General features: G+C 54.0%; 13 protein-coding genes. 4 read left to right on the top strand and 9 right to left on the bottom strand.

The genetic code is table 11. The features are described from left to right. Positions 1 to 380 precede the first annotated feature (380 nt). The gene (locus RDN66_RS09390) at positions 381 to 1,679 is read left to right on the top strand and encodes an MFS family transporter (protein ID WP_202217419.1); all 1,299 of its coding nucleotides are present in this window, start codon (positions 381 to 383) and stop codon (positions 1,677 to 1,679) included. A gap of 2 nt (positions 1,680 to 1,681) precedes the next feature. Here the strand turns inward: RDN66_RS09390 and RDN66_RS09395 are convergent, their stop codons facing one another. From RDN66_RS09395 to trxC, 5 genes are all read right to left on the bottom strand, one after another. Continuing rightward, on the bottom strand, positions 1,682 to 2,008 hold the full coding sequence (locus RDN66_RS09395) for a YfiM family lipoprotein (RefSeq protein WP_369709355.1): 327 nt from the start codon (positions 2,006 to 2,008) through the stop codon (positions 1,682 to 1,684). A gap of 44 nt (positions 2,009 to 2,052) precedes the next feature. After that, on the bottom strand, positions 2,053 to 3,408 hold the full coding sequence (gene pssA / locus RDN66_RS09400; RefSeq protein ID WP_035893798.1) for a CDP-diacylglycerol--serine O-phosphatidyltransferase: 1,356 nt from the start codon (positions 3,406 to 3,408) through the stop codon (positions 2,053 to 2,055). A gap of 108 nt (positions 3,409 to 3,516) precedes the next feature. Next, positions 3,517 to 6,168 (bottom strand): protein lysine acetyltransferase, encoded by a 2,652-nt coding sequence (pat, locus tag RDN66_RS09405; protein WP_202217420.1) that lies wholly within the window; start codon positions 6,166 to 6,168, stop codon positions 3,517 to 3,519. A gap of 35 nt (positions 6,169 to 6,203) precedes the next feature. Beyond that, a complete protein-coding gene (locus tag RDN66_RS09410; protein WP_035893804.1) occupies positions 6,204 to 6,902 on the bottom strand; it encodes a tRNA-uridine aminocarboxypropyltransferase in 699 nt (232 codons plus the stop codon). Positions 6,903 to 6,971: 69 nt separating this feature from the next. Further along, complete coding sequence (gene trxC, locus RDN66_RS09415; protein ID WP_123650357.1) at positions 6,972 to 7,397, bottom strand: thioredoxin TrxC; 426 nt, start codon at positions 7,395 to 7,397, stop codon at positions 6,972 to 6,974. A gap of 204 nt (positions 7,398 to 7,601) precedes the next feature. Here trxC and RDN66_RS09420 point away from each other — a divergent pair, with 204 nt between their 5' ends. After that, positions 7,602 to 8,702, top strand: a complete 1,101-nt coding sequence (locus RDN66_RS09420) for a tRNA/rRNA methyltransferase (protein ID WP_123650356.1) — start codon at positions 7,602 to 7,604, stop codon at positions 8,700 to 8,702. A 74-nt stretch (positions 8,703 to 8,776) separates the two neighbouring features. Here the strand turns inward: RDN66_RS09420 and ung are convergent, their stop codons facing one another. After that, positions 8,777 to 9,457: a uracil-DNA glycosylase gene (ung, locus tag RDN66_RS09425; protein WP_035893808.1), complete on the bottom strand. Its 681-nt coding sequence runs from the start codon at positions 9,455 to 9,457 to the stop codon at positions 8,777 to 8,779. A 319-nt stretch (positions 9,458 to 9,776) separates the two neighbouring features. Here ung and grcA point away from each other — a divergent pair, with 319 nt between their 5' ends. Next, a complete protein-coding gene (gene grcA / locus RDN66_RS09430) occupies positions 9,777 to 10,160 on the top strand; it encodes an autonomous glycyl radical cofactor GrcA (RefSeq protein ID WP_035893810.1) in 384 nt (127 codons plus the stop codon). 86 nt (positions 10,161 to 10,246) lie between these two features. Here the strand turns inward: grcA and RDN66_RS09435 are convergent, their stop codons facing one another. After that, entirely contained in the window at positions 10,247 to 11,614 is a 1,368-nt protein-coding gene (locus RDN66_RS09435; RefSeq protein WP_123650355.1) for a PTS transporter subunit EIIC, read from the bottom strand. A 273-nt stretch (positions 11,615 to 11,887) separates the two neighbouring features. On the opposite strand from RDN66_RS09435, the gene RDN66_RS09440 reads away from it, so the two are divergent. Further along, positions 11,888 to 13,087, top strand: a complete 1,200-nt coding sequence (locus tag RDN66_RS09440; protein ID WP_202217421.1) for an enolase C-terminal domain-like protein — start codon at positions 11,888 to 11,890, stop codon at positions 13,085 to 13,087. A gap of 1 nt (position 13,088) precedes the next feature. Here RDN66_RS09440 and RDN66_RS09445 read toward each other — a convergent pair whose 3' ends face one another. Together RDN66_RS09445 and srmB are read right to left on the bottom strand one after the other, a co-directional pair. Continuing rightward, complete coding sequence (locus RDN66_RS09445; RefSeq protein ID WP_202217422.1) at positions 13,089 to 13,808, bottom strand: GntR family transcriptional regulator; 720 nt, start codon at positions 13,806 to 13,808, stop codon at positions 13,089 to 13,091. Between the two features lie 58 nt (positions 13,809 to 13,866). Beyond that, the gene (gene srmB / locus RDN66_RS09450; RefSeq protein ID WP_202217423.1) at positions 13,867 to 15,201 is read right to left on the bottom strand and encodes an ATP-dependent RNA helicase SrmB; all 1,335 of its coding nucleotides are present in this window, start codon (positions 15,199 to 15,201) and stop codon (positions 13,867 to 13,869) included. Between the last annotated feature and the right edge of the window lie 4 nt (positions 15,202 to 15,205).

Below are 15,205 nucleotides of genomic sequence, written 5' to 3' on the forward strand. Positions count from 1 at the left end.
AAGTGAAACGCCGTAGCGCCGATGGTAGTGTGGGGTCTCCCCATGCGAGAGTAGGGAACTGCCAGGCATCAATTAAGTGAAGAAGCCCATCCTGACGGATGGGCTTTTTTGCGTCTGCGGGAAAGGAAAGCGCGCTGCCGGATGGCGGCGAAAACACCTTATCCGGCCTACAAATGCCCTACCTTTAACGTTTTCAACCCACTTCGTTTGCCCCTTGTACCTGCAGTTACTCCTAAACCGTGATCTTGCTAATGAAAAATGTGATGCGAATCACTAATTTAAATATAACAATTATATAACATTTCATTTACTAAAATACCTGCCTGCGTGACGTGTACGCCCGGTTAAGGCAGGAGATCGCTTTTGGCAGGAGTTAACGAATGGCTGTAACCAGTGTGACCCCAGAAGGGACGCTTACCGGCAGCGATACTCGCCGTCGAGTCATGGCAATTGTTGGGGCATCATCGGGGAATCTCGTTGAATGGTTTGACTTTTATGTCTACTCGTTCTGTTCTCTGTATTTTGCTCATATCTTCTTTCCATCCGGAAATACGACCACCCAGCTTCTACAAACCGCGGGCGTCTTTGCTGCTGGTTTTCTGATGCGCCCTATTGGAGGATGGCTATTTGGCCGTATTGCCGACCGTCGTGGGCGTAAAGTCTCGATGCTTATTTCCGTCTGCATGATGTGCTTTGGTTCGCTGGTCATTGCCTGCCTACCCGGTTACAGCGTGATTGGTACCTGGGCTCCAGCACTGCTGCTGCTGGCTCGTTTATTCCAGGGACTCTCTGTTGGTGGGGAATATGGCACCAGTGCAACCTATATGAGTGAAGTGGCGGTGGAAGGACGTAAAGGGTTCTATGCGTCATTCCAGTATGTCACCTTAATCGGTGGTCAGCTGTTAGCGGTACTGGTCGTTGTTATCCTGCAAAACGTAATGGACAGCGACAGTCTTCACGCCTGGGGATGGCGTATTCCATTTGCTCTGGGGGCAGTACTGGCTATTGTGGCATTGTGGCTGCGCCGTCAGCTCGATGAAACATCGCAGAAAGAAACACGTACGCTGAAAGAAGCGGGCTCCTTCAAGGGGCTATGGCGTAATCGTAAAGCGTTTGTGATGGTGCTTGGTTTTACTGCTGCTGGCTCGCTAAGCTTCTATACCTTCACGACTTATATGCAGAAATATCTGGTGAACACTGCGGGTATGAGCGCTAACCTCGCCAGCGTCATTATGACGGCAGCATTGTTTGTCTACATGCTGGTACAGCCATTCTTTGGCCTGTTATCAGACAAAGTCGGTCGTCGTACCTCTATGCTTTGTTTCGGCGCTCTTGCAACGCTGTTCACCGTGCCGATTCTCTCCGCATTGCAGAACGTCACCTCACCGTATGCCGCGTTTGGCCTGGTCATGTGTGCATTGCTGATTACTAGCTTCTACACCTCGATTAGCGGGATCCTGAAAGCCGAGATGTTCCCGGCACAGGTGCGCGCACTGGGTGTCGGACTCTCTTATGCGGTCGCGAACGCGTTGTTTGGTGGTTCAGCTGAATACGTGGCGCTGTCGCTGAAGTCGCAGGGTATTGAGACCGCCTTCTTCTGGTATGTTACCGTGATGGCGGCGTTGGCCTTCCTCGTATCGCTGAAGCTGCACCGCAAAGGGAAGGGGTTACGCCTGTAGCGTTAATGCTGCGCCAGCTGCCACACCGCATAGCCGGTTGTGGCACCGGCGACATCCCACGCAAAGTCTTTCCAGCTCCAGCCGCTCCCAGCCGGGCGGCTGTCCCAGAGCTCTTTCGATGCCCCCAGACTCACCGAAAACATAAAGCCAATGGCGGCGCTGCGGTCACGGCTGATACCCTGGTGCTGCGCATACTCATTACCAGCGGCAGAGAGCATAGCTGATGCAATAAAGTGTTGTGCTTTATCCTGGCCGGTCCAGCTATCATTTGCCATGTGGCTACAACCGCTTAATACGAGCGTACAGAAAAGAACAAACACGCGGATCATTGGAGGCTCCCTGAAAAAAAGCCCCGTCGAAACGAGGCTGCAATTTAAAGGATACGGCTGATGAGTCTGTCGATACGAATACGTCGCAGACGGCGGATAAGCTTGCGTACCTTAACCGGATATTCGGCGATACTTTGCAGATCGCGGAAATCATTCACCACTGTGGTGTGTTTGCGGATCAGATCCAGCTCTTTCTGGCGCATTGAGGCCAGCTGCTTTTTCGGATCGTGGATCAGCACGGCATTTTCCAGATCCAGACGCCAGGCGCGTGGATTGAGGTTATTGCCGGTGAGCAGGATCCACTCGTTGTCAACCCACATCCCCTTCAGGTGGTAGGTATTATCCTCGTCTTTCCACAGACGCACGGTTAACTGATCGGTATTAATGTAATACTGCAGACGACTCAAGAAGCGACGCAGGTTAATTTCATACAGATAAGGCAGCGCGCCGATAATTTTAAACGGCTCGCTTTCCGGGATGTAGAAGTCATTTGCCGTTTTATCACCGACGATAATCTCGACCTTTTTTCCATCCCGCAGCAGGCGAATAATATTCCGCACCAGCAGCGCAGGCAGGTTGAAATACGGCGTGCAGATGGTGAGTTTTTCCTCAGTGCACGGCATCAGGTGGAAAATCGTCTTGTTCAGAACGCTGGTTTTACCCAGACCAACTAATGGCGTGACGGTGAGTTCATCATCGCTGGCATCGCCTTCAAAATGGTAACTGGTATCACGTAACTCCTGGCGGTACAGGCGGATATCGTTTTTGATTTCTGGGCTTTTCGGACGCTCGGTATTATCGAGACGGTTAACGCCGCGACCTTCAACCAGATTTTCCGACACCCAATTAAACATGATGTCGGCCATTTTCGGATTACGAATGCACTGATAGCGGTCATAGCGATATTTATCGTGCTGGTGCAGATAGACATCGTTGATACTCGCGCCGCTGTACAGCACGCAGTCATCAATAATGAAGCCCTTAAAGTGCAGTACGCCGAGCGCTTCACGGGTGTTGATAGGCACGCCGTAAACGGGAACCTCTACGCCCGGGTTTTCTTTCGCGGTACGGCAATACCAGTCGGCATTAGTGTTAGATGCCGCTGCACCAATACGCCCACGCTGTGCACGATGCCAGTCAACCAGCACACGGACTTCAAGTTCCGGGCGTTGACGTTTGGCGTTGTACAAGGCTTGCAGAATCGTCTTTCCGGCGTCGTCCTGTTCGAGGTACAACGCGACGATGCAGATTCGGCGCGTGGCGCTGGCGATTTTTGCGAGCAGAGCTTCACGGAAATCTGCTGGAGCATAGAAAAACTCAATATCATCAACAGACTGTGAAAGCTTGGGTAGTTGGGCAAGGTGTTGTTGATGTTTATTACGCTTAAATTTTGACAACATCACAGTGCGTTTCTTCTCTGGTTTAGTGAAGGGTCCTCTGTACCTGGCAGACGACGTAAGCGGTCAATGATATCATCTCTGTCGGGTAAGGGCAGCATTTCCAGCAACTTAGTCATTACTCAGCCTTAAGGAAAGACCCACAATCCCATCTTCCAGCTGAATATCAACGTCAAAGCCGAGCTTTCTCGCGAGCGCTATCATCCCGCGGTTATTGGGCATGGTAATGCCATTCAGGCGCAGTAAACCGTGAGCGCGGGTATAGTTAATCAGTTTATCGAGTAGCCGCCCGCCGAGCCCAAGGCCTTTCAGATCAGAACGTACCAGTACGGCGAATTCCGCATCGATATTATCAGGATCGGAAATCGCTCGTGTTACGCCGAGGATCTCTGTCTCATCGCCGGAACCATGAACGGCAACAAAGGCCATTTCTCGATCGTAGTCGATCTGCGTCATATTGGCTAAATCGTCGTGGGTAAACTCGTTAATCTCGCTGAAGTAGCGATAGTAAAGATCTTCTTTTGTGACTCGAGCGATGAACTGCTGCAACAGCGGTTCATCTTCCGGGAGGATAGGGCGGAACAAACAGCGCTCACCGTTTTTCATGATCACCCACTCCTCAAGATGTTGAGGATACGGGCGAATAGCAAGGCGGCTTTCGCTTGAACCGCTAAATGGAGCGATATCCAGCGTGACGTCCAGCGCGGTAAATTCACTGCCGGAAACTAACAGCGGATGAATATCCAGGCGTTGGATTTCCGGGCAATCGACAATCAGGTTAGAAACCTGGACTAAAAGCTGGCTTAAGCCCGGGATATCTAACGGACGGAGTGCGCTGCGGCCGCGGATTTTTTTGCTCTTAATTGCCTGAATAACCAGATAGCGCGCCAGCGTCATATTGAGCGGCGGTAGCGCAACGGCGGCCTGATCTTCCGCACGCCACTCTACACCCCCCTCGCCCAGCATAATCAGTGGGCCGAAAACCGGGTCGTGCTCAACCACCACGCGTAATTCCTGTGCGCCGGCACGGTTAGCCATACTTTGTACCAGCAGGCCGTGAATGCGCGCCTGTGGCCAGGTCATTTTGACACGGTCGAGGATTGCGTCGGCGGCTTGCTGCACTTCGGTAGCGGTGCGAAGATAGAGCATCACGCCCTGAACTTCCGATTTATGCGGGATATCCGGCGAGCGTAGCTTCAATGCCACGGGATACCCAATTTGCTCGGCGATATGAACGGCCTCTGCGCTGTCTGAGGCAATCCAGGTCGGCAGCGTATTCAGCCCGTAGGCTTCCAGAATCGGACGAACTTCGTGGGTGTCCAGCGCGCTGATGCCGTTGTCTATCGCCTGCTGTAATAGCTCGTGGGCCTGCGAGGTATTTGCCGTCAGGCTATGCGGCAGCGCCGGTGTTTCCCGCAGCTGCTTCTGGTTACGCCGGTATTCCACCATATGCATAAAGGCGGTAATCGTCCCTTCCGGCGTGCGGTAGGTTGGAATGCCCGCATCGCTGAACATGCGGCGCGCTTCCCGCGATGAGTATTCGCCGCACCAGTTGGTCAACACGCTAATATAGTTCCCGCGCGGGTGCTTCTTGATGAGGTCAATCAACGCTGTCGCGCTTTCACTTCCCGGCGCCGTGGCGCTTGGGGAGTGGATCACCATCAGGGCATCCAGGTCCGGGCTATCGAGCAGCACTTTCACCGCCGCTAAATAGTGTTCAATGCTGGCATCGTCACGCAAATCCAGCGGGTTATTGGCTTCGACGGTTTCCGGCAATAGCTGCTGTAGCTGCTGGCACGTCTCGTCGCTGAGTGTGGCGAGTTTACCGTTGCGCGCCCAGTGTTCATCCAGCGCCAGTGCCGCTGGGGCCGCGCCGTTGCTGATAATCATCAACCGCTCGCCGCGCAAGGGGCGCATGTGGCTAAGGGTTTCAACGGCAGAGAAAAGTTCGTGAGTGTCCTGTACGCGCAGCAGACCCGCGCGTTGAATCGCGGCATCCCATGCCGGGTCCATACCTGAGTTCACGTGCAGCAGGCGTTGTGCCGCTGGGCTGCGTCCGCTTTTGATCACCAGAATCGGCTTATTGCGTGAGGCGCTGCGCGCGGCAGAGACAAAACGTCGCGCATCGCTGAGCTGCTCCAGATAGAGCAAGATGGCGCTGGTTTTGCTGTCCCGCGCCAGATAATCGAGCAGGTCGTCGACATCAATGTCCAGGCTGTCGCCAAGCGCGATAAAGTAGGAAAACCCCATTTCGCGCTGTTGGGCCCAGTCGAGAATGGTATTGGAAACGGCGGCGGATTGAGAAATAAAGGCCAGTTTCCCTTTGCGAATGGGCACCGGTGAAAAGCTGGCATTCAGACCCTGCCAAGGCGCGAGCAAACCCAGGCTGTTTGGCCCAAGGAGGCGCATCTGGTAGCGGGCAGCACATGCTTTAAGTTCACTGAACTGGTCGGGCGTCGAGGAGAGAATAATGCAGGTTTTACAGCCTTTTTCCCCCAGAGCCTCCAGCAGTTCTAGGTTACGACGCGCGTGGGTACAAAGTACCGCAAGATCCGGAGAGAAGGGCAGGCTGGCAATAGTCGGCCAGGCGAGAACGCCGAGCACCGCTTTCCAGGCCGGAGTAACGGGCAGAACGGGGCCAGCAAAGCCACCGGCCAGCAGGTTCTGCATCATTAAAAAACCGGCCCGCTGTGGTTTCATCGAGGCGCCAATCACCGCAATAGATTTTGGCCTCAGAAGTGCTTCCAGCCCACGTTGACTCATAGCCGTCTTCCTTACGCGACAGTAATCCTATGAGTTTAACCGTTTTCCGCTTCGGCTGTTGTGATGTTGCCCTGATGATGAGCTTTTCCTGCAAGGTAGTTATCACGAAAGCGGGTGAAGTGCTGGCTAAGTGCTGAAGCCGCGCCGGTATCATTGGCTAAATCCAGCAGCGCAATGGCCACTTCCGCAGTGCAGTACTGACCTTCGGCATGCACCTCCCGCAGGCTGTAGGCGGATACGCGCGACAGGTCGACGGAGATAAGCGGGATATTGTCCAGCCACGGGCTTTTGCGGAACATTTTCCGCGCTTCTGGCCAGGTTCCGTCTAACATAATAAACAGCGGCGGCTTTCCAGCGGGGGGCGCGCTGAGTACCTGACGGCCCGGGTCGGCATAAGACGACGGGAAAACCACCATTGGCTGATAGTCCGGGTTTTTAACCAGCTCGAGCAGCGCCTGAGGCGGCTCGGTACGTGACCATTGGAACGCATCTGTTTGCGGCAAAATATCGGCAATCAGGCGACCCGTGTTGCTGGGCTTCATTGGTTCGGTATCGAACATCACCAGGCAAAAGCGGCTCTTTGCCGGATGCGGGGCGATGGTGTCGCACAGACAATAGCGTTGTACCAGCAGACAACGCTGGCAGCGGCGAACCCGATTACCACGGGCAAGGAAAGGTCGAGTCGCACGGGCTAAACGCTCAGCGCGCAACCGAAGAACGGCGTTATCAATCATGGGAATCGTACGGCAAAGAGACTATTGTCGCAGAGGCGGATACGGGGCACAAGATGTGCCCCGGTGGGATTATGCTTGCAGCGCTTCGTTCAGCCAGCTTTCAAACGGCGCTTTTGGTACCGCGCCGTTAAGCATATCGACGACTTCACCATTTTTGAAAATCATGATGGTCGGGATGCTACGAATACGGAAACGGGCGCTGAGCTCGCGTTCCGCTTCGGTGTTCACTTTCACAAAGCGAATTTTGCCGCTTTGTTCTTCGGCCACATCCTCGAAGATGGGCGCGAAGTTACGGCAAGGGCCACACCATGGCGCCCAGAAATCAACAACAACGGGGAGATCGTCCTTCAGCAGTTTATCCAGCGTGCTGTCCGTGGCATTAATGACTTCGCCATCAAACAGGTCTTCACCACAGCGTCCACATTTTGCCGCTTCGTTAATACGCGCTTCTGGAATGCGATTAAGCGCCTGGCAGTGGGCACAAACGGTATTCATAACTCACCTCTGGGTCATCGTGTTGCAGAACGGCAATGTTGCCGAATGTTTCTATAATGTTACGCATTATCGTTCAGAGCGTATTAATCGACAATGTGTTTTATCCAATGGGTACAATAGTCGTGGTCTTTTGTACGAAGTCATAGCTAAGCGCTAGCACATCAGGTAATCTGCGCGCTTCGCGCAGCGCAGGTGGAGAAAAACATGAGCGACGAACTGAAGAACAAAAACGGCAAGGTCAAAGTGATGTACGTCCGCAGTGACGATGACTCGGACAAACGCACCCAAAATCCTCGTACTGGTAAAGGCGGAGGCCGTCCTGGCACATCCCGTGCTGGTGCTTCCCGTGCCGAAGGCGGTCGTCGCCCTGCCCGTGATGAGAGAAAGGGTCCTAACAGCGAACGCGGCCGTGAACGTGGCCGTGACCGCGATGTAGAACGCGATCGCGATCGTGGTGAAGGCTCCCCATGGCGTACGGTTTCCCGTGCTCCGGGTGATGATGCGCCGGCGAAAGCCGATCACGGCGGGATCAGCGGTAAAAGCTTTATCGATCCAGAAGTTCTGCGTCGTCAGCGCGCGGAAGAGACCCGCGTATACGGCGAAAACGCCTGTCAGGCACTGTTCCAGAGCCGTCCGGACGCTATCGTTCGCGCATGGTTCGTACAGAGCGTAACTCCGCGCTTTAAAGAAGCGCTGCGCTGGATGGCGGCAAACCGTAAAGCCTATCACGTGGTTGATGAAGAAGAGCTGGCGAAAGCGTCCGGCACTGAACACCACGGCGGCGTGTGCTTCCTGATCAAAAAACGTAACGGGACTTCCGTACAGCAGTGGGTCGCAAAAAGCGGCGAAGATGACTGTGTACTGGCGCTGGAAGATGCGGGTAACCCGCACAACCTCGGCGCGATGATCCGCAGCTGCGCACACTTCGGTGTGAAAGGCGTGGTACTGCAGGATGCGGCTCTGCTGGAATCCGGTGCGGCTATCCGTACCGCAGAAGGTGGCGCTGAACACGTTGAACCTATTACCGGTGACGGTTTCATCGATGCGCTGGAGCAGTTCCGCGATGCGGGCTACACCATCGTAACGACCAGCGGCAACGGCCGTGGCCTGCCGCTGTTCAAATCCGAGCTGCCTAAGAAGATGGTTCTGGCGCTGGGTCAGGATCGCGATGGCGTTTCCGAAGCGGCGGCCGCTATTGCTGACATGAGCGTTTCTATCGACGGAACTCGTGCCGTTGAAGGCCTGAACGTCTCTGTGGCGACGGGCGTCCTGTTAGCCGAATGGTGGCGTCAGCATAAAGCGTAATCAAACGCGCTGTTGAAAAAAAACCGGAAGAGGCGACTCGACCGGTTTTTTTTATATCTGCAATATTTCCCGAACTATTCCGGCAGCACCGGCATCCAGTCAATCGGCGCTTCGCCACGCTGCTCTAGCCACTCATTCGCCTTCACAAAATGGTTACTGCCAAAGAACCCGCGGTGCGCAGAGAGCGGCGATGGGTGAGGTGCTTTCAGCACGCAGTGGCGCTGAGTATCAATAATCGCGCCTTTTTTCTGCGCGTGCGATCCCCATAATAAGAACACGACGCCTTCGCGATGTTCGTTAATCAGCGCGATCACTTTATCGGTAAAAGTTTCCCAGCCAAGGCTTGCGTGCGAGTGCGCCTGTCCTGCACGAACGGTCAGCACGGTGTTAAGCAGCAGCACGCCCTGGCGCGCCCAGCTCTCAAGATAGCCGTGGTTTGGGCGCGTAAAACCGGGGATGGTTCCTTCAAGCTCTTTATACATATTCAAGAGGGAGGGCGGCGTCGCGATACCCGGCTGCACGGAGAAGGCCAGACCGTGCGCCTGATTGGGACCGTGATACGGGTCCTGCCCGAGGATCACGACCTTCACATCGTTTAACTCGGTAAAGCGAAAAGCGTTAAAGACATCTTTCTGCGGCGGATAGATAGTCTGGCCGGACTGACGCTCGCTGGCGACGGTGGCTAGGGTGTTCACAAAATAAGGCTGCTCTTTCTCAGCGGCCAGCACGTCGTGCCAGGTTAATGGGGTGGTCATCTCGCTCTCCTGCGAATTGCTATCGGTATAGCTTAACTGCTTCTTTCGACATCACAAAATCAGAAGGCAGCAGTTATCGCTGGTGGCACAAAAAAAGTTGAATCTTTACAAAGATTTTTGTGTGTATCGCAGGGCGTAACTTGATGCAAAACAAGTATTTTCAGATATGACCTCTTTTATGGTGTGGTTTTTATTGATTTAAATCAAAGAATCAAGGGTGTTCGAGGGGTATATATACACTCAAGCAACAATGGTTTTACCAATTGGCCGCGGTCAGGCCGGTTAAAAACGAATATAAAGAGCCTTAGGGAGGCATCAAATGATTACAGGTATCCAGATCACAAAAGCTGCAAACAAAGACCTGCTGAACTCATTCTGGCTGCTCGACAGCGAGAAAGGCGAAGCACGCTGCCTGTGTGCAAAAGGCGGTTACGCAGAAGATGACGTTGTAGCCGTTAGCGCGCTGGGCGACATTGAATACCGTGAAATCCCGGTTGAAGCGAAACCAGAAGTTCGCGTAGAAGGCGGTCAGCACCTGAACGTAAACGTGCTGCGTCGTGAAACTCTGATGGACGCGGTTGAGCATCCAGAAAAATACCCACAGCTGACCATCCGTGTTTCTGGTTATGCAGTGCGCTTTAACTCACTGACTCCAGAGCAGCAGCGCGACGTTATTGCTCGTACCTTTACTGAGAGCCTGTAATTTCTCAGGGGTGGGAAAATGGCGTGCCGGGCTAGCCCGGCATCAGTAGACGAATCCCTCCGCAGGGTGCCTGCGGGGGGATTTTTTTATTTTGCTTCTTCGCGTCCAACCAGAAGGGTAGTGAGCGTAAAGGAGAGGATTAGCGCGATGGCCACGCCGGAAAGCGCAAAGACAAAGTAGGGGCCGATATAGGCGGGCAGGCTAAAAATACTTGATAAAATATAGCCATACAGCCGCACGCCAAAGAAGGCGATAAACGCCGATGCCAGAGAACTGGCGATGGTCGCCGCGATAAACGCTTTTTTGTAACGCGTAAGTACGCCGAACAGCGCGGGCTCGGTAATGCCCAACAGCGCGGAAATCGCGGCGGAAAGCGTCACCGTCCGGTTCTCTTTGCTCACTCGCCAGATGGCAAAGGTGGAGCCTGCGATGGCCATGTTAGCCATAAACATCATCGGCATCAGCATGTCGTAGCCACGGTCGCTAAAGTTTTGCAGGGCAATCGGCGTCATGGCGTGATGCATTCCGGTCAGAATCGCCACCGGACGAATCGCGCCGACAACCAGCCCGGCGAAGCTTGCCGATACGCCAAACAGCCCTTCGATAAACCACGCCAGCATTTTACCCAGCCAGATACCAATCGGACCAATGATGACCAGCGCTGCCAGCGCGGCAAGGAACAGCGTCAGCGTTGGGGTAAAGACCGTTTTCAATACCTCCGGCATGATTTTGTCGACCGCTTGATGAATGTATTTCAGCGCCAGAATCGAGAAAATGACCGGGATAACGCTTGAGGCGTAGTTAAAGACCGAGACCGGAATGGCGTTAAATAACCAGAGCGCAGAGGCAGCATCCGCCTGATGGGCCGCCAGCGCTTTTGCGGCGTCAATTAGCGTCGGATACATCAGGCATGCCGCAACCGCCGCCGCCAGATACTCATTGGTCTTGAAGATCTTCGCTGCCGAAACGGCCAGGAAAAACGGTAGGAAGTAGAAAACACCGCTCGCGATCAGGTCGATTATCATCACGGTATCACTTTTCGGCGACACCAGCTTCAGTGCGATAAGCCCGGCCAGCAGCCCTTTAATCATCCCGGCGCCCGCAATTGCGGGAACGATTGGACCAAATACGCCAGAGACCGTATCCATAAACAGCGATACCAGGCTTTTACGCGCTTTAGGCGTGCTGTGAGATACGTTCTGGCCGCCGGTGCCTAAGGTCTCCTGCAGTTGTTCGTACCAGCTATTGACCCTGGGCCCGATAATTATTTGAAACTGATCGCTTTGTAGCTGTGCGCCCAGAACGCCAGGCAGGTTTTTAATTTCTTCCTGCGCGACTTTATTATCATCAATTAAATCAAAGCGTAACCGCGTCATACAGTGCCAGACTTTATTGATATTTTCCCGACCACCCACCAGACCAATAATTCGGCTGATAGCCTCTTGCGTCCCCATAGCGGCTCCTGCGATATGTATGTTGTTATCTTTGTCTGTAGAAATGGTAAATAAGCTAATCAGTAAAAACAAACCAATAAATGATGATGAAAATCACATTCTTTTCTGTATTTGGCATTGAGTGGTAGGTAATTAGTAAATTGGTACGTTTTTTAAATATAAATATCTCTATTTCCAGACCAAAATATTTATTCGATAAAAAGGTTTACCGAACCCTGAAAATAGGGTGAAGATAATAAGAAATTGATATTTATTTTGCACAGGGAGCTTTCTGTGAAACCGACGTTGATTACTGCGATTGAGTGCTTTATCACCCGCCCAGACCGCCACAATCTGGTGACGGTGCGGGTGACAGCGGATAATGGAGTGGTGGGGTTGGGCTGCGCAACGTTCCAACAGCGCCCGCTGGCGGTGAAAACGCTGGTGGATGAATATCTTCAACCGTTGCTGGTGGGGCGAGACGCCAACAATATCGAAGACCTCTGGCAGATGATGAACGTTAATGCTTACTGGCGTAACGGCCCGGCGATGAATAACGCCATTTCAGGTGTGGATATGGCGCTGTGGGATATCAAAGCGCAGCTTGCTGGTATGCCGCTGTATCAGCTGTTGGGGGGAAAATCCCGCGATGCGATTGCGGCCTATACCCATGCCAGCGGCGAAACGCCAGATGAGCTGTTTATCTCTGTCGATAAACTTCTGGAGCAGGGCTATCGCCATATTCGCTGCCAGCTTGGTTTTTACGGCGGTACGCCGCGAGAAATGCATACGCCGGAGAACCCGACGCCGGGAGCATGGTTCGATCAGGACGAGTACGTGCGCAATACGGTTGAGATGTTCCGGCTGCTTCGCGCGCGTTACGGGCATCGTTTCCACATTTTACATGATGTCCACGAACGCCTCTTTCCGCAGCAGGCGCTACAGCTGGCAAAGCAGCTTGAACCCTATCAGCCGTGGTTTATTGAAGATATTTTATCGCCGCAGCAGAGCCCGTGGCTGGCGCAGATTCGCCAGCAGAGCAGCGTGCCGTTAGCGATGGGAGAGTTATTCAATAACCCTGCTGAGTGGCATGACCTTATCGTCAACCGGCAGATTGATTTTATCCGTTGCCATATTTCGCAGATTGGCGGCATTACGCCTGCGCTGAAGCTGGCGGTACTGTGCCAGGCCTTTGGCGTGCGCCTGGCATGGCACGGTCCTGGGGATATGACGCCTATCGGCGTGGCGGTGAATACGCACCTGAATATCCATCTGCACAATGCCGCTATCCAGGAGTTTATCCCACGCTCTGCCATGACGGATGCGGTATTCCCCGGTGCGCCTGAGGTGAAAAATGGCTTTATCTACCCGCCGACGGTGCCCGGCATTGGCGTAGGTTTTGATGAAGCGCTGGCGTTGCAGCATCCGGTAGCATACCGCCCGCACGAATGGACCCAGAGCCGTCTACCAGACGGCACTATTCACACGCCGTAAATCAGCCCTGAGGCTGCTGGCGGAAGGTGAGGTTATCGCGGTTATGTGGGATCACGTAGGTGCAGCTGTAGTTGATATCGATAATGTCGCTTATCTCATACACACGCCCGCCGTCGAGGATCCCGCGGTTATTGATGTGCATCGCTGGGCTGCCCTTTTTGCAGCCCAGCAGCATTGACTGCTCGCGGCTTACGCTGACCGCCCGGTAGCTGGTCAGCAGGTGGGAAATCTGCAACCCTTTGCTCAGCACGTATTGCTGCAACGAGCGTTCAATCACGACCTGATTGAGATCGCTGAACATCGCGGCGGGCATGCGGGAGATTTCAATTTGGGTTGCGACGTCATCGACAAAGCGTAACCGGCAGAACTGCCAGATAAAATCATCATCGGTGAGGCCGAAAATTTGCCTGTCTTCCCGTTCGGGCCGCTTTTTGTGCAGGCTTATCATACGATAGCGCATCTGATCGAAGCGCTTTTCGGTTATTGAGTTATAGACCAGCGGGTTGTTGCGCGTCTGCTCGTTAATCCAGATACCGGAACCTTGCACAATGCGAACCACCCCGATACTGGCGAGTTTCTCCAGCGCCTGACGAATGGTAAAGCGCGACACGCCGTACTCCTCGGCCAGCTGTCTCTCTGGCGGGAGCTTACGTGGCCCTTCGCTGTGCTGCTGGTAAATTTTGCTGAGGAGATCCTGGGTCACAAACTCTTTTTTCTTCATGGCCAGCTTCTGTTACCTTGCAATATGAAAACGCCGGGAGGTTATCCCGGCGTTTGTTTTACTCTTCGCTAGTCTGCTCTGGCGCAGCGCTGCCGCTTGGCTTGCGGCGTTTGCCAACGTTCTTGGCATCGCGATGGCGTACCTTGACGCGCGGTTTTTCTTTGTCCTTCTCTTTTTTCTTCTCAGCGCGTTTAGCGAGGACTTTTTTCGACGGTTTACCCGTCATTTTGTCGCTCGGTGCACGCGTCGTCGGACGCAGTTCTTCAATCACGCGAGACTTCAGCGGTTCTTCGATATAGCGGCCGATTTTCAGCAGCAGCAGGTGATCATGCGTTTCCACCAGGGAAATCGCCGTCCCTTTACGCCCGGCACGGCCGGTTCGACCGATACGGTGCAGATAGGTATCTGCGCCGCGCGGCATATCGAAGTTAATCACGTGGCTGACGTCGGGGATATCAATCCCGCGCGCGGCAACGTCGGTTGCGACCAGCACGTTAACGCGACCGTCGGTCAGACGCTTGATGCCCTCGTTACGCTTGATCTGCGGCATTTCGCCTTCGAGATAGCAGTTGTTGATACCGGCCTGGCGCAGGATTTCCGCCAGCTCGTGCACGCGCTCACGCTTACGCACAAACACGATGGTACGGGTGGCATCTTCCTGCTTCAGCAGGTGTTTCAGCAGCTCAACCTTGTGTTCGAAGTTATCAGCGCGATAGTACCACTGATGAATTTTCTTACGCTCGCGGGTCGACGGTGTTGCAGATACTTCGACCGGATCTTCCAGCAGACGTTCGGCAAAGTCTTTAATCGCTTCGCCTTCCAGCGTGGCGGAGAACAGCAGCGTCTGCTTACGCCAGCGGGTTTCACCGGCAATATGCTCGATGTCCTGGGCGAAGCCCATGTCCAGCATACGGTCTGCTTCGTCGAGGATCAGCGTCTCAACGGCGCGGCAGTCGAAGTTTTCTTCTTTAATATACTGCAGCAGACGACCGGTGGTCGCCACCACAATATCCTGGTTTTCGCTGAACACTTCGGCGTGGTTCATATACGCGACGCCGCCGGTGATGGTAGCGATATCCAGATGCGTGTTTTTTGCCAGCTCGCGAGCATGATCGGCGACCTGCATCGCCAGTTCACGCGTAGGCGTGAGGATCAGGATGCGCGGCGGGCCAGATTTTTTGCGCGGGAAGTCGAGCAGGTGCTGCAACGCAGGCAGCAAATACGCCGCTGTTTTACCGGTGCCGGTTGGTGCAGAACCGAGAACATCACGTCCATCGAGCGCAGGCGGAATGGCGGCAGCCTGAATGGCAGTCGGGCGTGTAAAGCCTTTGCTCCGGAGGGCTTCCAGAAGGCTTTCGTCAAGTTCAAGTTCGGAAAAAGTCGTTACAGTCATGATT

Origin of the sequence: uncultured Kluyvera sp., from assembly GCF_902485085.1 — a bacterium.
Classification (GTDB): Bacteria; Pseudomonadota; Gammaproteobacteria; order Enterobacterales; family Enterobacteriaceae; genus Kluyvera; species Kluyvera ascorbata.